This window comes from Acinetobacter sp. DSM 11652, assembly GCF_900109815.1.
Classification (GTDB): Bacteria; Pseudomonadota; Gammaproteobacteria; order Pseudomonadales; family Moraxellaceae; genus Acinetobacter.
Map to the genome: position 1 here is coordinate 13,055 of NZ_FOBK01000001.1, position 18,716 is coordinate 31,770.

An 18,716-nucleotide genomic window follows, 5' to 3' on the forward strand; every position below is an offset into this window, starting at 1 on the left:
CTGATTTGTTAAATAGAACAAATGTTGAAGTTGCTCCAAATGTTTCCTAAAAGTTCGAAAAAAGTACTGATTAGGTCAATTTACCAGTATTTTAGAAAGGACTGATTAAATATGGAAAATAGAGGTAAATATTGAATTGCTTGTTAAAAGCGTTGGTTCAATTATTCAAAGATGAAATTGGTAGTTAGCATGCTGGGTTTTAAAAATTAAACCGAGATCGAATTTAAAGAGATTTGACGCTACTTCGGTGTTTGTGAAGAAATATTTAAGAGCAGATTTGGCTGTTCAAGTGATTAAGGACAATTTTGAAATTAGAAATGAATAACAGGAATTACAAATATAACTAGATATAACACGTTGAGATCAGCTGTATAAAACTTAACTCTAAAAGAGGTCGGGAGAGTCTACAACTATAGAACTTAAATATTGGGGTAAAAAAATAGTGAGATTAAATCTCACTATTTTTTTTAAAACTGATGCAACCAATCGCGCTTGTTATGGAAGTCAGCTTCAGGACTACTATGCTGCATCGCATAATAATGTTTAGCTTGCGATGTGTTTAATACAGCGGATAAGCCAATAAAAATATCCTGCCATTTCAATTTATGTTTTAACATAAACTCGGTTAGATCAAGGCTCACATTTAAACCATAGTGCGTCTTTTTGAGTGAATTCAGTTCTATGTCATAAGCTGCTTGAGGTGGCATATCTTCAGGGTAACGATACTCTTCAAATTGATACGCTTGCCAAGCTTGAGAAGGGGAGAGATTGACTTCACGATAAAAGTCCTGATCTTTCACCCCAATGAAAATTTCAAAGCAGGTTTCTTCCCAAAGAAAATCTCGTCGTGGATGTCCAGCTACAATTTCCGGATAGACTAAGTATTGATTTGGGTCACGTAACCAATAGCCCACATTTAGTGTATATGGACTCACTTGTTCAATTGCACCAACCAGGGAGATATCAAAGTAACGGTCAAAAGAATTTAGTTCGTAACTTGCCATTCAATGCAACTCAAATTAATTAGAAAGATGTGCGTGGCGAACAAGATTCGAAAGTTTAGGATTTTGTTTTGCCGCTTTCTTATATAAAAGTGCAATCTTTCCAATGGTTTGAACAACCTCTGCACCAGTGACTTCGGCGATTTCAGTAATGACTGCTGCACGAGCATCACGATCTTCACCACCAATTTTTACTTTAATTAACTCATGATCATTTAAAGCACGTTGAGTTTCTTCAATGACATTTTCAGTTAAACCTTGACCACCTAACATTACCACTGGGTTAAGTGCATGTCCGATTTGACGCAAACGTTTGCGTTCCTGAATTGATAAAGCCGCCATAAAGATAACCTAATTTTAAAAACGACTTAGTATAGCAAATCAAGAGATCAAACGCTTATGTTTCTCAGAAATAATCGATCAACTTAAATCAAAAAAACATAAACGATAATCTTGAATTAGATACAGATGAATACTGCAAGGGGGATAAAATTCACGTACAATAAAAAGTTAGAAGATTACGTGTATTTAAAGAGTTATGGCAACACGCATTACCAATCAGAAGTTATCCAAAAGTAGTCGTGCGTGGATGAGAGAGCATTTAGATGACCCGTTTGTGAAAAAAGCACAAAAGGAAGGTTATCGTGCGCGTGCTGCATATAAATTGCTTGAAATCCAAGAGAAATACAAAATCATTAAACCTGGTATGACTGTCGTGGACCTTGGTGCTGCACCTGGTAGTTGGTCCCAAATCGCCGGAAAATTAGTGGGTGATAAAGGTTTAGTGATTGCATCAGATATTTTGGAAATGGATGCACTTCCAGATGTGACGTTCCTGCAAGGAGACTTTCGAGAAGAGGAAGTTTTCGAAAAATTGTTAAATATTTTAAATGGACGAACTGTAGACGTTGTAATTTCAGATATGGCCCCCAATACATCAGGTAATAAGGCCGTTGATCAACCTCGACAAATTTATTTGTGTGAACTTGCATTAGACTTTGCCAATAAAGTTTTAGGTCCGAAAGGACAGTTTGTTGTCAAAGTTTTCCAAGGAACTGGTTTTGACGAATTCCGTAAGGAAGTTGTAGACAGTTTTGAAGTATTAAAAACTGCAAAGCCTGCTGCCTCGCGTGCTCGTTCGAAGGAAGTTTTTTTAATTGGACAGGGCCGTAAAAAGAAATCGCAATAAAGTGACTTGCCAAGTCGCTAAAAAATGTGCATTTTGTACCTTTTGAATATTTTATTGCGAAATTGATTTACTCGCTTTTTGTTAAAGGTCACCCAATTTTGGGCATGATCAAATTAGATTGATATGGGAATAAAGCTTTGAGCGATCTCTTTAAGAATGCCGTTTTATGGCTTGTTATACTTGGTGTGCTGATATTAATTTTCAGCAACATTAGTGACCGTGATAAGCCTGCTGCATTGAACTATTCAGAATTTGTTGCAGCGGTTAATGCTGGTCAAATTAAACAAGTTACCATTGACGGTGAACGAATTAGTGGCGAAAAAGTAAATGGTTCTCCATTTGAGAGTATTCGTCCTGCGGTTCAAGATCCTGAGTTAATGCCGAATCTCATCAAAAATAATGTCGTTGTTGAGGGCACTGCTCCGCAACGTCAAGGTTTATTGATGCAGCTTTTGATCGCAAGCTTTCCAGTACTTTTAATCATTTTGTTATTCATGTTCTTTATGCGCAACATGGGTGGCGGTGCTGGTGGTAAAAACGGCCCGATGAGTTTTGGTAAGTCAAAAGCAAAAATGCTTTCAGAAGACCAAATCAAAGTCACTTTCACAGATGTTGCGGGTTGTGACGAAGCGAAACAAGAAGTCGTTGAAATTGTTGATTTCTTGAAAGATCCAACAAAGTTTAAGCGTCTTGGTGCGAGCATTCCTCGCGGTGTCCTGATGGTAGGTCCACCGGGTACAGGTAAAACTTTACTTGCGAAAGCGATTGCTGGAGAGGCTAAGGTTCCATTCTTTAGTATCTCAGGTTCAGACTTCGTAGAAATGTTCGTTGGTGTTGGTGCATCACGTGTACGTGATATGTTTGAGCAAGCGAAACGCCATGCGCCGTGTATCATTTTCATTGATGAGATTGATGCGGTGGGTCGTCATCGTGGTTCAGGTACTGGCGGTGGTCATGATGAGCGTGAACAAACCTTGAACCAGATGTTGGTAGAAATGGATGGTTTCGAAGGTAATGAAGGTATCATCGTTATTGCTGCGACTAACCGTGCTGACGTTCTAGATAAAGCTTTGCTTCGTCCGGGACGTTTCGACCGTCAAGTGATGGTTGGACTTCCAGATATTAAAGGTCGTGAGCAAATCCTGAATGTGCATTTGAAAAAATTACCTTCAGTGACTGGTGTGGATGTCAAAGTATTGGCACGTGGTACTCCAGGGTTCTCTGGTGCGCAATTGGCAAACTTAGTCAATGAAGCTGCGTTATTTGCTGCACGTCGTAATAAAAATACGGTCGATATGCATGACTTTGAAGATGCAAAAGATAAGCTTTATATGGGGCCAGAGCGTAAATCAATGGTTCTTCGTGAAGAAGAGCGTCGCGCAACGGCTTATCATGAAGCAGGTCATGCGATTGTAGCTGAAATGCTTCCAGGCACAGACCCAGTACATAAAGTCACGATCATGCCACGTGGTTGGGCATTAGGTGTAACTTGGCAGCTTCCAGAGTTTGATCAAACCAGTCATTACAAAGACAAAATGTTGAATGAGCTTTCTATTCTGTTTGGTGGTCGTATTGCAGAAGAAATTTTCATTAATCAGATGTCGACTGGGGCTTCTAATGACTTTGAACGTGCAACAAAAATGGCGCGTGCAATGGTGACTAAGTACGGTATGTCTGACAAGATGGGTGTTATGGTTTATGAAGAAGATGCTCAACAGTCATTTATGGGTAGTCTAGGTGGTCGTACTATTTCTGAAACGACTCAACTTGAAGTTGATCGTGAAATTCGCCGTATCCTAGATGAGCAGTACAAAGTTGCACGTGATATCTTAGAAAATAATAAAGATATTGCCCATGCGATGGTAAAAGCTTTGCTTGAGTGGGAAACGATTGATCGTGATCAAATCCGTGACATTATGGAAGGTCGTGAACCTCAACCACCTAAGGTATATGTGGCTGAGAATCCAATTGTAGATGTAACCCCTACAGATGGTCCTTCAACGCCTCCACCTTTACCAGCAAGCTAAAATGAAGGAGCCTCTTATGAGGCTCTTTTTTTTGTGTTGAAATTATCCCTCAAGTTTAAATTTTACTTGATATCATGTGAATAGATTTTCTAGGAACATCAATATGCAACTTATCTCTTTACCTAATCAGATTCTTAAATGTGGTGCATTGGAACTTGATTTGTCAAAGCCTCATGTAATGGGTGTGTTAAATGTAACGCCAGATTCGTTTAGTGATGGTGGTAAACACAATAGTGTAGAGGCGGCACTAGAGAGAGCAAAGCAAATGATTGCTGAAGGGGCGAGTGTTATTGATGTAGGTGGTGAGTCAACTCGCCCTGGCGCATCTGCTGTTGATGTTCAAGATGAAGTAGATCGTGTAGTTCCGGTCGTTGAAGCGTTGTCAAAATTGAATGTAGTGATCTCAATCGACACTTCTCAACCAGAAGTGATTAAAAAGGCGGTTAAAGCTGGAGCGCATATTTGGAATGATGTCAGAGCATTAACAAAGCCACATGCTTTAGAAACAGCTGCGGAATTAGATATTCCAGTCATTATCATGCATATGCGTGGTGAGCCAACCACAATGAACCAGTTGGATCAATATAATGATATTACTTTAGATGTGATTTCAGAATTGCAAACTCGATTAGATGCAGCATTAAATGCAGGAATTAAACCTGAAAATATCATGATTGATCCGGGTTTCGGATTTGCAAAAAATGCACATCAAAACCTGAAATTATTAAAAGAGTTGTATAAATTAAATGAGTTGGGCTATCCAATGCTTTCTGCATTATCTCGTAAGCGATTTATTGGTGAAGCTTTAGGTGGTGTACCTGCCCATGAACGTGCAGTGGGTTCGGTGACGGGGCATCTGTTAAGCATACAGCAAGGAGCATGTATGGTCAGAGCACATGATGTAAAAGAAATGGTGCAAGCTATACAAATTTGGGCAGCAATGAATAGTGTTAGTTAAATTAAAGGCAGATTTAAGACGGTTAAAATCATCAATGAAAATATTAGCTTAGTTATACTTTTATTAAAAGTGAGATTTACTCCTCGTTTTTATTGTTGGTTTAATGTCTAGCTTGTGTTATATAAGCTCGGTTTTTGTTAATGCTATTACTTGAGCTTTAATATGTTGAATGATGTACTTCTCCCGATGTTCGACGATGAATATTATCCTGATATTCTCGTGGCTGAAATTCAGCAACTCATTGAAAAATTCTCAAAGAAGGTATCTAAGGTGAATTCCGATGCTGAGATTTATCAAATCGCCAATGATATTGTGGCGGAAATTAATGAGATGAAACCTCAGTTCGAAGATCTTGATTCTTCTCTTGATGATGCAGCAGCAGACTATATTGCTGAGGCAATGATGATGGTCGTTCAGGAAGAGGGATTCTTAGATATCGAAATGGAAGAACTTGTTTCAAATAGAGAGTGGTAAATCGCTCTCTATTTTTTTGTGTTGTTATTGTTGTGGCTAAACGCTAGGCATAAAAAAACCAGCTTACGCTGGGTTCTTTATTTACACCATTATTCTCTATCAGAAGAATGGTGCCCGAGGCCAGACTCGAACTGGCACGCTTTGAGGGCGGGGGATTTTAAATCCCCTGTGTCTACCGATTTCACCACTCGGGCATGTGCGCAATAATAGAGGACACTTTTAAGCTTGGCAAGAGAAAATCGTATTATTTGCTTTCTTTTCAATCAACTTGCATTTATTAGATTAAAAAATATAAATTTTGGGGAGATGGTTTATGATATTTGTACATTAAATCGTCATCTGATTGCAATTTTAGCTTCATAAATACGGTTTAAGTTCGAAGTTAAAATAACTCGCCAATTCGTAAATAAAATGAAAAATAAAATCTCAAGACGCGCATTAATTAAAAATTCATTGGCTGGATTAGGTGCGATTTCACTGCCTGTTTCGATTACAGCATGTAATGGCGATGGTCAAACCAGCAATGAGCATAAAGTTGAATTTTTGCATGGAGTGGCGAGTGGAGATCCATTACAGGATCGAATAATTCTTTGGTCGAGAATAACACCTACAGATGTGACGGCAACATATGAGTTAGATTGGGAAATTGCACTTGATGAGAATTTTTCAAATATTGTTCAGATGGGGAAAATCAAGACTTCTGCTGCTAAAGACTTTTGCTTGAAAGTCGATGTACTTAATTTGAGTGCCGATACTCGTTATTATTACCGATTTAAATATGGGCAGATACATTCTCCAATTGGTCGTACGAAGACCTTAGCAACCAAGACCAATGCGGTTAACTTTGCCGTATGCTCATGTTCAAATTATCCTGCTGGTTATTTTAATGTGTACCGTGAAATTGCGGAGCAGGACGTGGATGTTGTGCTGCATCTGGGCGACTATATTTACGAATATGGCAAAGATGGGTATGCAACTGAACAAGCCGAAAAGCTTGGTAGAACACTCGATGTGGATAATCAAAACGAGATTTATCGCTTGGAAGATTATCGAAAACGTTATGCAAAATATCGAACAGACCCTGATTTACAAGCGGTTCATCAACGTCATCCATTTATTCTGATTTGGGATGATCATGAGCTGACAAATGATGCATGGCGAGCTGGTGCGCAGAATCATCAACCTGATTTAGAGGGAGATTTCGTAGCACGAAGAACAGCAGCTCTAACCGCTTATTTTGAGTGGATGCCAATCCGCGAAAAAAGCAATAACGATATTCTTCATATTTATCGTCAGTTTAATTTTGGTGATTTAGTTCAACTTAATATGCTAGATACACGTATGTTGGCACGAGATGAGCAACTGGCTTTTGCTTCATTTATGAATGGTGAAAATCTAAATGTTGAGCAATTTAGAGCGGCTTTAATGAATGAGCAGCGACAGCTAATAGGGATAGATCAGTTAAATTGGTTGGCGAATAGTCTTCAGAATTCTCGTGCAATATGGAATGTATTGGGTCAGCAAGTATTGATGGCGAAAATGTTGGTACCTGCTGAGGTATTACAAATATTAAATGTCGCCAAAAGTAGAATGGTAGATGGCAACTTTTTAATAGAAGCTCAAAAACGTCTCATGGAGTTGGTTGCGATTAAGTTGCGTTATAAAAATAATGATCCGAGCTTAACTGACGCTGAATTATCAAGAATACTAACCGTGATTCCTTATAATTTAGATGCTTGGGATGGTTATTATGCTGAGCGTGAGCGTGTTTATGCTTTGTATGAACAGTATCATAAGAAAGTTGTTGTGTTGGCTGGAGATACCCATAATGCGTGGGAGTCTGCATTACATCAACAAAATGGTGAGAAGGTGGGGATTGAATTAGCAACAAGTTCAGTTTCTTCACCAGGTATGGAGAAATATCTCAATTTACCTGAGAACTTAATGCAACAATTTGAACAAGTGTTTATCCAATTGATTGATGAATTAAGCTTTTGTAATTTGAATCAACGAGGCTATTTAAAATTGAGCTTTGATTCTACGCAATTGAGTGCAGATTGGTTGTTTTTAACAGATATTCATTCACAGAAGTATCAAGTTGATCAACTCAGATTGCACTCAACAACGTATGATACCAATTTGAATATAATTAAAGTAATGCAGCAAGCAAGTTGATCGTAGCGCTACATGATGCTATCGATATATTTTTCTATATCGGTATGCTTGTAGCGCATACACAATTTGTTTTCATAGTTCATCAAATGAACATAAAGTTGCGCATTTTTTTGTTTTTGTTCAATCAATAATTGATGCTGCTTTGAGTTTTTTGATGAAAAGATTAGTTTTAAGTAAAGCTTAAAATTTTGTTTATAACTCCAGAAAGCCACTCTACGAATTTCTTGAATGTAGTAATAGTTTTCTTTAGAAGTATTTTCTCGGAATAAATTCTCTTTATAAAATTTAACGAAACCAAAATTCATAGCGAAATAAAACAAAATTCCCTGTAAGAACCAACTTTCCATAAAAGCGATATTTAAACTTTGTAAAAGAATGAGGATGGTCAGTTTGAATGGGGTATTTTTAAGTTGCAGGTAAGTTGAGATGCTACTATGCTTGATCTGTTTGAGGATGATTGGCGTAATCAGCATAAAAAATAACATGATACACAACACAGCACTCCCGCCAGATTGAAAGCCTTCTAAAAAAACAATGTGTTGTTTAAGCAAAAGGGTTAACAAATATGAGCAAGGGAGGAAAATCATTAATGCAAGTGCAAGCGGGATCAGTTCTTTACGCTCATCTAGAATCCCTTTGGTCTTTAACTGACTATAGAGCAAGAAGTTTTTTTTAAACGCTTGAGGATATTGTTGTTTTAGTTCTTGAAGATATTGAGCAACTTGCTGATTTTGATTCATTTGAATATGAAATTCTGAAGATGAGTGATTATAGCAGATGAGTTTAAAGAAAATGCAGACATAAAAAAACCAGCTTACGCTGGGTTCTTTATTTACACCATTATTCTCTATTGGAAGAATGGTGCCCGAGGCCAGACTCGAACTGGCACGCTTTGTGGGCGGGGGATTTTAAATCCCCTGTGTCTACCGATTTCACCACTCGGGCTTAACAAGATGGAGGCGGAGGTCGGAATCGAACCGGCGTACACGGAGTTGCAGTCCGCTGCATGACCACTCTGCCACCCCGCCATGTCTTGTTGATGCGTATATTAACAAGCTCTGAAAAAAAAACAATAGTGCTTTTATTCGTATGTGCAGAAAAACAGCATATAACGGAAATTATTTAAAATATTCATGTAGAATGTGCGAAATTGATTCATATCAACACTTGGGAGATGTGCCGTGGCATTAGTTTTAGATGGTCGTGCATTGGCAAAACAAATTGAGGCTGATTTGTTAACTCGCGTAGAAGCGTTAAAAGCAAAATCAGGACGTACTCCAATTCTTGCGACGATTTTAGTAGGTGACGATGGTGCATCTGCAACTTATGTGCGTATGAAGGGTAATGCATGCCGCCGTGTTGGTATGGATTCACTTAAAGTTGAACTACCAAAAGAAACGACGACAGAACAATTGCTTGCTGAAATTGAAAAACTCAATGCAAACCCTGATGTTCACGGCATTCTTTTACAACATCCAGTACCTGCGCAAATTGATGAGCGAGCGTGTTTTGATGCGATCTCACTTGAAAAAGATGTGGATGGTGTTACTTGCCTTGGTTATGGTCGTATGGCAATGGGTGAAGCTGCTTACGGTTCTGCGACACCTGCTGGTATTATGACGATTCTGAAAGAAAACAACATCGAAATCGCAGGTAAGCATGCGGTTGTTGTAGGTCGATCTGCAATTTTGGGTAAACCAATGGCAGCTATGCTTCTCGAGGCGAATGCTACTGTAACGATTTGTCACTCTCGTACACAAGACCTTGCTAGCTTTGTGAAGCAAGCGGATATCATTGTTGGTGCAGTGGGTAAAGCTGAATTGATTCAAAAAGATTGGATTAAACCTGGTGCAGTAGTTGTTGATGCTGGTTTCCATCCACGTGATGGCGGTGGTGTGGGTGATATTCAACTTGTTGGTATTGAAGACATTGCTTCAGCTTACACACCAGTACCGGGTGGTGTAGGTCCAATGACAATCACAACGTTGATTCGTCAAACAGTTGAAGCAGCTGAAAAAGCTTTAGGTTAATATTATCTCCCTCTCTTGCGCCGTATACGGCTCAGGGAGAGGGTTGGGGTGAGGGTATTGAGTTAGATAAATCCTCTCCCTAACCCTCTCCTTTAAAAGGAGAGGGAATTCTCTTTATTAATTTAGGTTTCGTATTTGAAACTCAAATTTTGTATATTTAAAAATAAAATCCAATGAGCTGTACTTTCCAATTTCCTAAAGCGCCTGAACATTTACTCAAAGCCTTACATGATGTGATTCCAGGTTGTGAACTTCATGCACAGCAACTACCTGATACACCAATTTCACTTTGGCTCATTCCACCCGTTTTTCCAACCGATAAGCTAGATGATGAAGTTATTCGTCGTATTTGGAATGATACGCCATATTGGATTTTCTGTTGGGCATCAGGTTTAGCAATGGCACAATGGTTATTGGCTGAACCGCATCATGTGAAAGACAAAGTGGTTTTAGACTTTGGCGCAGGTTCAGGCGTAGTCGCGATTGCAGCGAAAATGGCAGGGGCAAAGCGTGTCATTTGCTGTGATATCGACCAAGTTAGTTTGGATGCGTGTCGTGCCAATGCTGAATTGAATGATGTTGAGCTTGAATATTTGGATGACATATATAAAGCTGAGCAGGTTGATATCTTGTTGGCGGCTGATGTGTTGTATGACCAGTGCAATCGTTTCTTCTTAGATGAGTTTTTAAAATTTGCACCTGAGGTGTGGGTGGCGGATAGTCGTGTAAAAAACTTTAGTCATCCGAAGTATGTAAAGCTTGATGAACGCAGTGCAACGACATGGCCAGACTTGGATGAATCACCTGAATTTAGAAATGTCAGTTTTTATAAGACACTCAATGAAGTACATTGAGTGTCCTAAGTTTAGAGTGTGCAGTTAAAGCGAACCACTTGTAAGAGGCTAGGCTTAGTTTCTAAAGAAAGACGTGTATTGTAGTCTTCATTGCTGTATAGGCTTTGAGTGTTTGAGAGTCCGAATGATGTTCGTGATTGACCAATTTGAACCTGTTGAGTTTCTTGAGTTTTATAATTGGGATTAGCAATTTCATTTATACTCAAAATGGTGGTTTTATATTGTTGAGTGTGCCCTAGAACTTGTTGGCAAGTACGTTGTAATTTGTGTTCATCAATATTTTGGTTGGCGCGTGCAGAGAGGGTATACGAAATAGTGGCAGAATTCTCTGATTTATTTTCAATTTGATATCCTGTAGCTCCATTGTGCTGTCGCGGAACAGATTGACAGGCTGTAAGCATAAGGGCGATTAAACAAGAGCCAATCATTTCTATTTTTTTCATTATTTGATCCTAATAAGCTGTTTAAATCAGTATGCCATAAGTGTGACAACTTATTGGTACTAATAAACGTTACTAAATACACTTTATTCAGTTTGTTTGAAGTAAAAAAAAGGTCACCGAAGTGACCTTTTTTCTCATCATGCTTAAGCAGATTTAACCGCTTCTAAAAGCTCAGCTTGACGTTTTTTCAACGCTTCTGGTAAACGATCACCAAGCTTGTTAAATAATTCAGTATGGCTTTCAAGTTCTTTGATCCATTGCTCTTTGTCTTGAGAAGTCACAAGGTCAAATTGCTCTTTCGTAAAGTCTGAACCAGTCCAGTTCAACTGTTCGTAAGTTGGAACACGACCAATTGGAGTTTCAACAGCGTCAGCACGACCTTCACAGCGATCGATAATCCACTCAAGAACACGCATGTTTTGACCGAAACCAGGCCATACAAAGTTGCCTTCAGCATCACGACGGAACCAGTTCACGTTGTAAATACCAGGAAGCTTGTTACCAGCAGCTGCAGCTTTCTCGCCAACTTTCTCACCCATTTCTAACCAATGTGTGAAGTAGTCAGCCATGTTGTAGCCAGCAAATGGAAGCATCGCAAATGGATCGCGACGAACAATACCTTGTTGACCAACAGCAGCAGCAGTTGTTTCAGAACCCATCGTTGCAGCTTTATAAACACCGTCAACCCAGTCAAATGCTTCTGAAATTAGAGGCACTGTGTCCGCACGGCGACCACCAAAGATGAACGCAGAGATTGGAACACCTGCTGGATTTTCCCAGTCAGCATCAATAGAGGGGCATTGACCAGCTGAAACTGTGAAACGCGCATTTGGATGAGCTGCTTTTTCTTCACCAGTATGTGGTTGACCTTTCCAGTTCGTTAGGTTGGCAGGTGCTTCTTTAGAAAGACCTTCCCACCATACTTCACCGTTGTCAGTCACGGCAACGTTTGTATAGATCACGTCTTTATGAAGCGTAGCCATACAGTTTGGGTTCGTCTTTGTATTTGTGCCAGGAGCTACACCGAAGAAACCTGCTTCAGGATTGATTGCATATAAGCGACCATCTTCACCTGGTTTGATCCAAGCAATATCGTCACCTACAGTTTCAATCTTCCAACCTTCATAACCTGTTGGTGGAATTAACATTGCAAAGTTTGTTTTACCACAAGCAGATGGGAATGCAGCTGCGATGTAGTGTTTTTCACCTTGTGGATTTGTCACACCAAGGATGAGCATGTGTTCAGCTAACCAGCCTTGCTGACGACCCATGAATGATGCGATACGTAATGCTAAGCATTTTTTACCAAGCAATGCGTTACCACCATAACCAGAACCAAATGACCAAATTTCACGAGTTTCTGGATAATGAACGATGTATTTTTCTTTGTTGCAAGGCCAAGCAACGTCTTTTTGACCTTCTTCCAATGGTGCACCTACAGTGTGTACACATGGAACAAATTCGCCATCAGTGCCTAGAACGTCATAAACAGCTTTACCCATGCGAGCCATTTTAGACATGCTGACTGCAACATAAGGAGAGTCAGTAAGTTCGATACCAATGTGAGCAATATGAGAACCTAAAGGTCCCATAGAGAAAGGTACAACGTACAAAGTACGACCTTTCATAGAACCGTCAAATAAACCGTTTAATTTTTCACGCATAACCGCTGGAGCTTCCCAGTTGTTAGTTGCGCCAGCATCTTCTTTGTTTTCAGAGCAGATAAAAGTACGGTCTTCAACACGAGCAACGTCAGAAGGATCAGAGTTTGCAAGATATGAACCAGGGTGCTTTTCTTGGTTAAGCGCTTGCATTGTGCCGTTAGCGATCATCAAGTCGATATAACGTTGATATTCTTCTGCGCTACCGTCACACCATTCAATTTTTGCTGGTTTTGTTAGTTTAGCAATCTCTTCCACCCAAGCAATAAGCTTAGGGTGACGAACGAATTCTGGTGCGTTCACTTGGGTCATGGTGAGGCCTATATCAAAAGTGTACAATGTGGTGTACAAATAATATCTAGATGCTGGTTTGCAGACTCTAGATTCAGTATGAAAAAAAAGTGGCTGTATTAAAGCATATTTTCTTAAAAAAAATAAGACCAAAGGCTTAAATAGTGCTTAAGACTTGTTTGGTGTTAAGTTTATGTAATTATTTGATATTTTTTTAAAAAATGAGTAATTTCTTATTCATTTTTAAATTTTATGTTTGGTATTTGTAGTTAAAATATTTATTTAAAATAAAAACTTAATTAAATTATGAGATCAATTCTCACCATCGAAAAATTAAATGAACATCATTTAAAAATTACATAAATTGGCTTTTAATTGAGTAGTAAATAGACGAAATTTTAAAGTAATTCAATTTTTAAAGCCATAAAATGAATTCAATGCTTAAGCCTTTGTCTATGATTTTTAATGAAAAATCTGGATTCCATGCCACCAATAATGATCAAATTTATGAGCAACTCATGCATTACTGGACAGATCTAGGTTTTGAAATACAAGTTTTTGATATTGCATCAGAAATGAGTGTTCAAGCACTCATTGAAAAAGTTCATCTTCGACATTTAAATCACGATAATCAGGGGGTGATTGTGGTTGCTGGCGGGGATGGAACGTTAAATTCTGTGGCTAATTATTTATTACATCAAACCATCCCTTTGGCAATTTTACCTTTAGGGACGTTCAATTATGTTGCACGGGTTTTGAATATTCCTTTAGATATTCTCGAAGCTGCAAAACTGGTGGTTGAAGGTAAGCCTAAAGCGGTACATGTGGCAAAAATTAATGATGCCATTTATCTAAATAATGCGAGTTTGGGTCTTTATCCATTGTTTATTAAAAAAAGAGAGTTATATAACCAAAAACTAGGGCGTCTACCATTACATGCCTATACTTCTGGCTTAGACGTGTTGATTCGTGATCGTAAAGAATTAAAGTTAGAAATTGAGGTGGATGGTGTAAATTATGCAGTTAAAACCCCTTTATTATTTTTAGGTAATAACCAACTTCAATTAAAAGAAATGAACCTCAATATCGCTAAAACGGCAGAAGAGGGTCGGGTTGCGGGAGTTGTACTTGCTCACACGGATAAGCTGAGTATTTTTAAAACACTCATCCAACTCGTTCGTGGAAAATTAGATCAGGCAGCAGACGTATATAGTTTTAGTGCGGATCATGTGCGCATACGTTCTCATCAAAAAAAGATGACTGTAGCAATCGATGGAGAAATTATTCAACTGGATTCACCATTAGATATTCATGTTGAAAGAAATGCACTGACCTTAATGGTGCCACAATGATTTTACATTTGTCTGATTTGCATTTTGGGACTGAGCAACAAGATTGCTTAGATGCAATTACTCACTTTGTTGCAGAACATTTGATCGAAGCTGTTGTGGTCAGTGGTGATCTCACTCAAAGGGCAAGATTTTCACAGTTTTATCACTGCAAAAAATTTCTAGAAGAACTTAATGTTCCTTATATTGTGATTCCGGGTAATCACGATATTCCTTTGTTTCATTTATGGCGCAGATTTTTAAGTCCGTTTCATCGGTATAAGTTGTTTTTTGGTGAAATGGAACAGACCTTAGAAACTGAGCATTTTTATATTATAGGAATCAATACAATTCATCCTAAGTACCATACGAAAGGTCGTATTACTGAGTTTCAAATTCAGGAAATTGATCAAAAAATGAAATTGGCTCCTCAAGATAAATTAAAAATTCTGCTTACGCATCAACCTTTCTATAGTGGTGATCACGGTATAAATATGTCTAAAGATCGTCCTAAAAATACTGAAAAAGCCCTAAAGACATGGGCAAGCTCAGGGTTGAATGCAATTCTACATGGTCATTTACATGTATCTGCTGTTTATGATCTGAATAAGATTTTCCAACTTAATGCTCAGCATCCAATATTGGATATTCATGCAGGTACCGCTACGTCACATCGTTTACATCATGACTTTTCTAATAGTTTTAATCTAATTGATGAAAAACTGAAGGTGCGTGAATATCGCTTTGATTCGAGATTCAAGAAATTTTATTTAGTTGCAAATCGGAATAAAGGCTAAATTATCGAAATGTCTAAAAAAAATACAAAAAAATAAATTTTTTTTCATTTTCCCCTTGAAGCAATTTTTTCCATCCCCACAAAAGTGACATCAAATAATTTTGGTGGTGATCTAAGGAAATTAAGATCACGACTATTAATCAAAAGACTTAGTCTGATGGAGTATTTTTATGAGCAACATTCGTCCATTACATGACCGTGTAGTAATTCGTCGTGTTGAAGAAGAAACAAAAACAGCTGGCGGCATTTTATTGCCAGGTTCTGCTGCAGAAAAGCCTGCTCAAGGTGAAATTATTGCAGTTGGTAATGGTCAGATCACTGACAATGGCGTTCGCGCTTTAGATGTAAAAGTAGGTGACAAGGTATTGTTTGGTACTTATGCAGGAACAACTGTGAAAGTAGATGGCGAAGAACTATTAATCATGAAAGAGTCAGATATTTTAGCTGTTTTAGAAGGCTAATTGATTCTTTTTAATACTACTCATTTAATCAATCAGATTTAGTAATTTTAATAATATTCGGAGTCAAATATGTCAGCTAAAGACGTTAAGTTTGGTGATTCAGCTCGCACAAAAATGATCGCAGGTGTGAATATCCTTGCAGATGCGGTTAAGGTTACACTTGGTCCTAAAGGCCGTAACGTAGTTATCGATCGTTCATTCGGTGCGCCACACATCACTAAAGATGGTGTTTCTGTAGCGAAAGAAATCACATTAAAAGACAAGTTTGAAAACATGGGTGCTCAACTTGTTCGTGAAGTTTCTTCTAAAACAAATGACATCGCAGGTGACGGTACTACAACGGCAACCGTTTTAGCTCAAGCAATTTTGAACGAAGGGATCAAGTCAGTAACTGCGGGTATGAACCCAATGGACTTGAAACGCGGTATCGATATTGCAGTTAAAGCTGTTGTTGCAGATATTAAAGCAACTGCTAAACCAGCATCTGATTCTAAAGCGATTGAACAAGTTGGTTCGATTTCTGCGAACTCTGATACGACTGTTGGTTCACTGATCGCTCAAGCGATGGAAAAAGTGGGTAAAGAAGGTGTAATCACTGTTGAAGAAGGTTCAGGCTTTGAAGATTCTCTAGATGTTGTAGAGGGTATGCAGTTTGACCGTGGTTATATTTCTCCATACTTCGCAAACAAACAAGATACATTAACTGCTGAATTGGAAAACCCATTTATCCTTCTTGTTGATAAGAAAGTAAGCAATATCCGTGAGTTGATTACTGTTCTTGAGGCAGTTGCGAAAACAGGTAAACCACTTCTTATCATCGCTGAAGATGTTGAAGGTGAAGCACTTGCAACGCTTGTTGTAAACAACATGCGTGGCATCATCAAAGTATGTGCTGTTAAAGCACCAGGCTTCGGTGATCGTCGTAAAGCAATGCTTCAAGATATCGCGATCTTAACTGGTGGTACTGTGATTTCTGAAGAAATCGGTATGCAGTTAGATCAAACAACACTTGAACATTTAGGTACTGCACACAAAGTAACTGTATCTAAAGAAAACACAGTGATTGTTGATGGTGCAGGCGATGCGAATCAAATTGCTGAGCGTGTTCAACAAATTCGTGCGCAAATTGAGGAATCAACTTCAGAATACGACAAAGAAAAACTTCAAGAGCGTGTTGCTAAATTAGCAGGCGGTGTAGCAGTGATCAAAATCGGTGCTGCAACTGAAGTTGAAATGAAAGAGAAGAAAGATCGTGTAGACGATGCTCTTCATGCAACTCGTGCTGCTGTTGAAGAAGGTGTTGTTGCGGGTGGTGGTGTTGCATTAGTACGTGCAGCTAAAGCACTTGACGGTGTAACGGGTATTAACGATGATCAAAACGTAGGTATCAACATCCTTCGTCGTGCGATTGAAGCGCCACTTCGTCAAATCGTATCTAACGCAGGTGATGAACCATCTGTAGTGATTAATGCAGTTAAAAATGGCGAAGGCAACTTCGGTTATAACGCTGCGACTGGTGAATACGGCGATATGCTAGAGATGGGTATCCTTGATCCAGCGAAAGTTACTCGTTCTGCACTTGAGCATGCTGCGTCTGTTGCGGGCTTAATGTTAACAACTGAGTGCATGATTACAGAGATCCCAGAAGATAAACCAGCTATGCCTGACATGGGCGGTATGGGTGGTATGGGCGGTATGATGTAATTCATCCCACAGCCTAAAAAATCCCCGCTTTAAGCGGGGATTTTTTTGTCATCTGTCTGATAAATATTTGAATACTATTGTAAATATTGAATAAAAGCCTAGTAGAGCGCTAATCTAATGGAACATTAACACCATGATTGGGGGTGATGATGTTAACTGTTCAAGAAAATCAAATCATAGAAGAAATTTATGAGGCTGCCTTAAAGCCACATCACTGGGAAAATGTTTTAAAACAGGTCGTGGAATTTACACAGAGTTCAACGGCGATCTTTACTTACTTTGATCAGCTTCGGCCCGAACAAAATTTTATTTACACCATTAATATCCCGATTGATGGAATTCAAAATTATCAAACGTATAACTTAGATGTCGTAGACATGCGTATTCACGGTCAGTTAATGAATACCTATGGATTAGAGCATGCCTATCAAATTGATTGTCGATCATATGCTGAAACAGATAATGAGGATTTGAAGAACTTTTATGAATATTGTTTAGTTCCTTCAAACATCTGTTATCTCAGTGGGGTATTGTTAGAGTATGGAAAATATAAATGGGGTGTGCTTGCGGTACATCGACCATCAGATGAAGCTGCTTATGATACTGCTGAATTACAAAGTTTAGAAAGACTCGCAAAACACTTTAGAAGAGCGATTCAAATTCATCGACAAATTAAGCTTCTTCAAAATGATAGAAGTAATTACACCGAAATTTTAGATAAGTTGAATGTGGGTGTGCTCATCGTTCAATCTAATCTAGAAGTGAGATTTGTGAATCAGTATGCGAAGGATTGTTTGAATGATACGAGTATGATTGAAATAGATTTGCAGAACAGATTAAAAATAATCGAGCCTTATAATGCTCAATTAAAAAAATTGGTGCAGAGCACATTCAAAAAGAATGAGCGTTATTCATTAGAGAGGCATGATCAAGAAGAAGTTGGGGGTGCAATGCAGTTATATAGCGATCGACATCAATCAGCTTACTTAATCACAGTCTCACCACTTAAGGTGCTGTCAGATTCAATGATCTTAGACAATAATCAAGTTGCATTATTCTTATCAAAAATGCAGGATCGAAAACGCTTGTCTAAAATATTACTGAAGTCAACATTCCAACTGACAGCTCGAGAAATTGAAATTTGTCAGCATTTTATGGACGATCAGCATCTTGAAAATATTGCTTTGAAATGTGGGATTACGCTGAGTTCACTGCGGACATATCTGAAAACGATTTATCAGAAGTTAGGATGCTCCTCACAAGCTGAAATGATGCGGATTTTGATCGAATTTATTGATGCTTTTCAGCATATTGAATAATCCCC

The 18,716-nt window shown here is 38.6% G+C and carries 17 protein-coding genes and 3 tRNA genes; 12 read left to right on the forward strand and 8 right to left on the reverse strand.

What is annotated here, in order from left to right; translation table 11 throughout:
* Positions 1-467: 467 nt before the first annotated feature.
* A complete protein-coding gene (locus BMW42_RS00055) occupies positions 468-1,004 on the reverse strand; it encodes a DOMON-like domain-containing protein (protein ID WP_092765927.1) in 537 nt (178 codons plus the stop codon).
* A gap of 15 nt (positions 1,005-1,019) precedes the next feature.
* The gene (gene yhbY / locus BMW42_RS00060; RefSeq protein WP_035266903.1) at positions 1,020-1,343 is read right to left on the reverse strand and encodes a ribosome assembly RNA-binding protein YhbY; all 324 of its coding nucleotides are present in this window, start codon (positions 1,341-1,343) and stop codon (positions 1,020-1,022) included.
* A 196-nt stretch (positions 1,344-1,539) separates the two neighbouring features.
* On the opposite strand from yhbY, the gene rlmE reads away from it, so the two are divergent.
* The 4 genes from rlmE (at position 1,540) to BMW42_RS00080 (ending at position 5,649) form a co-directional block, all read left to right on the forward strand.
* Positions 1,540-2,190 carry a 23S rRNA (uridine(2552)-2'-O)-methyltransferase RlmE gene (gene rlmE / locus BMW42_RS00065; protein WP_035266905.1) on the forward strand — a complete coding sequence of 217 codons (651 nt, stop codon included), beginning with the start codon at positions 1,540-1,542 and terminating at the stop codon, positions 2,188-2,190.
* A gap of 137 nt (positions 2,191-2,327) precedes the next feature.
* A complete protein-coding gene (ftsH, locus tag BMW42_RS00070) occupies positions 2,328-4,217 on the forward strand; it encodes an ATP-dependent zinc metalloprotease FtsH (RefSeq protein ID WP_035266907.1) in 1,890 nt (629 codons plus the stop codon).
* Positions 4,218-4,320: 103 nt separating this feature from the next.
* Entirely contained in the window at positions 4,321-5,175 is an 855-nt protein-coding gene (folP, locus tag BMW42_RS00075; protein WP_092765928.1) for a dihydropteroate synthase, read from the forward strand.
* Between the two features lie 162 nt (positions 5,176-5,337).
* The gene (locus BMW42_RS00080) at positions 5,338-5,649 is read left to right on the forward strand and encodes a DUF5713 family protein (protein ID WP_035266912.1); all 312 of its coding nucleotides are present in this window, start codon (positions 5,338-5,340) and stop codon (positions 5,647-5,649) included.
* A gap of 108 nt (positions 5,650-5,757) precedes the next feature.
* On the opposite strand, the gene BMW42_RS00085 is transcribed toward BMW42_RS00080, so the two are convergent.
* Positions 5,758-5,843, reverse strand: a tRNA-Leu gene (locus BMW42_RS00085).
* A gap of 217 nt (positions 5,844-6,060) precedes the next feature.
* On the opposite strand from BMW42_RS00085, the gene BMW42_RS00090 reads away from it, so the two are divergent.
* A complete protein-coding gene (locus BMW42_RS00090) occupies positions 6,061-7,824 on the forward strand; it encodes an alkaline phosphatase D family protein (RefSeq protein WP_092765929.1) in 1,764 nt (587 codons plus the stop codon).
* Positions 7,825-7,832: 8 nt separating this feature from the next.
* Here BMW42_RS00090 and BMW42_RS00095 read toward each other — a convergent pair whose 3' ends face one another.
* The 3 genes from BMW42_RS00095 to BMW42_RS00105 all read right to left on the reverse strand — a co-directional run bounded on the left by BMW42_RS00095 (position 7,833) and on the right by BMW42_RS00105 (position 8,852).
* Positions 7,833-8,564 carry a hypothetical protein gene (locus BMW42_RS00095; protein WP_092765930.1) on the reverse strand — a complete coding sequence of 244 codons (732 nt, stop codon included), beginning with the start codon at positions 8,562-8,564 and terminating at the stop codon, positions 7,833-7,835.
* A 119-nt stretch (positions 8,565-8,683) separates the two neighbouring features.
* Positions 8,684-8,769: transfer RNA gene (locus BMW42_RS00100), tRNA-Leu, on the reverse strand.
* A 9-nt stretch (positions 8,770-8,778) separates the two neighbouring features.
* A tRNA-Cys gene (locus tag BMW42_RS00105) sits at positions 8,779-8,852 on the reverse strand.
* Positions 8,853-9,005: 153 nt separating this feature from the next.
* On the opposite strand from BMW42_RS00105, the gene folD reads away from it, so the two are divergent.
* The gene (gene folD / locus BMW42_RS00110; RefSeq protein ID WP_092765931.1) at positions 9,006-9,854 is read left to right on the forward strand and encodes a bifunctional methylenetetrahydrofolate dehydrogenase/methenyltetrahydrofolate cyclohydrolase FolD; all 849 of its coding nucleotides are present in this window, start codon (positions 9,006-9,008) and stop codon (positions 9,852-9,854) included.
* Between the two features lie 173 nt (positions 9,855-10,027).
* On the forward strand, positions 10,028-10,708 hold the full coding sequence (locus tag BMW42_RS00115) for a class I SAM-dependent methyltransferase (RefSeq protein ID WP_092765932.1): 681 nt from the start codon (positions 10,028-10,030) through the stop codon (positions 10,706-10,708).
* Positions 10,709-10,719: 11 nt separating this feature from the next.
* Here BMW42_RS00115 and BMW42_RS00120 read toward each other — a convergent pair whose 3' ends face one another.
* Positions 10,720-11,151: a hypothetical protein gene (locus BMW42_RS00120; protein ID WP_092765933.1), complete on the reverse strand. Its 432-nt coding sequence runs from the start codon at positions 11,149-11,151 to the stop codon at positions 10,720-10,722.
* A gap of 143 nt (positions 11,152-11,294) precedes the next feature.
* Positions 11,295-13,124 carry a phosphoenolpyruvate carboxykinase (GTP) gene (locus BMW42_RS00125; protein WP_092765934.1) on the reverse strand — a complete coding sequence of 610 codons (1,830 nt, stop codon included), beginning with the start codon at positions 13,122-13,124 and terminating at the stop codon, positions 11,295-11,297.
* A gap of 407 nt (positions 13,125-13,531) precedes the next feature.
* On the opposite strand from BMW42_RS00125, the gene BMW42_RS00130 reads away from it, so the two are divergent.
* The 5 genes from BMW42_RS00130 (at position 13,532) to BMW42_RS00150 (ending at position 18,711) form a co-directional block, all read left to right on the forward strand.
* On the forward strand, positions 13,532-14,455 hold the full coding sequence (locus tag BMW42_RS00130; protein WP_092765935.1) for a diacylglycerol/lipid kinase family protein: 924 nt from the start codon (positions 13,532-13,534) through the stop codon (positions 14,453-14,455).
* Entirely contained in the window at positions 14,452-15,228 is a 777-nt protein-coding gene (locus tag BMW42_RS00135; protein ID WP_092765936.1) for a metallophosphoesterase family protein, read from the forward strand. Before BMW42_RS00130 ends, BMW42_RS00135 begins: the two co-directional genes overlap by 4 nt.
* Before the next feature lie 169 nt (positions 15,229-15,397).
* The gene (locus tag BMW42_RS00140; RefSeq protein WP_004810787.1) at positions 15,398-15,688 is read left to right on the forward strand and encodes a co-chaperone GroES; all 291 of its coding nucleotides are present in this window, start codon (positions 15,398-15,400) and stop codon (positions 15,686-15,688) included.
* A 69-nt stretch (positions 15,689-15,757) separates the two neighbouring features.
* Positions 15,758-17,392: a chaperonin GroEL gene (groL, locus tag BMW42_RS00145; RefSeq protein ID WP_035266940.1), complete on the forward strand. Its 1,635-nt coding sequence runs from the start codon at positions 15,758-15,760 to the stop codon at positions 17,390-17,392.
* Positions 17,393-17,541: 149 nt separating this feature from the next.
* Positions 17,542-18,711, forward strand: coding sequence for a LuxR C-terminal-related transcriptional regulator (locus BMW42_RS00150; RefSeq protein WP_171260657.1), 1,170 nt, complete (start codon positions 17,542-17,544; stop codon positions 18,709-18,711).
* Positions 18,712-18,716 lie beyond the last annotated feature (5 nt).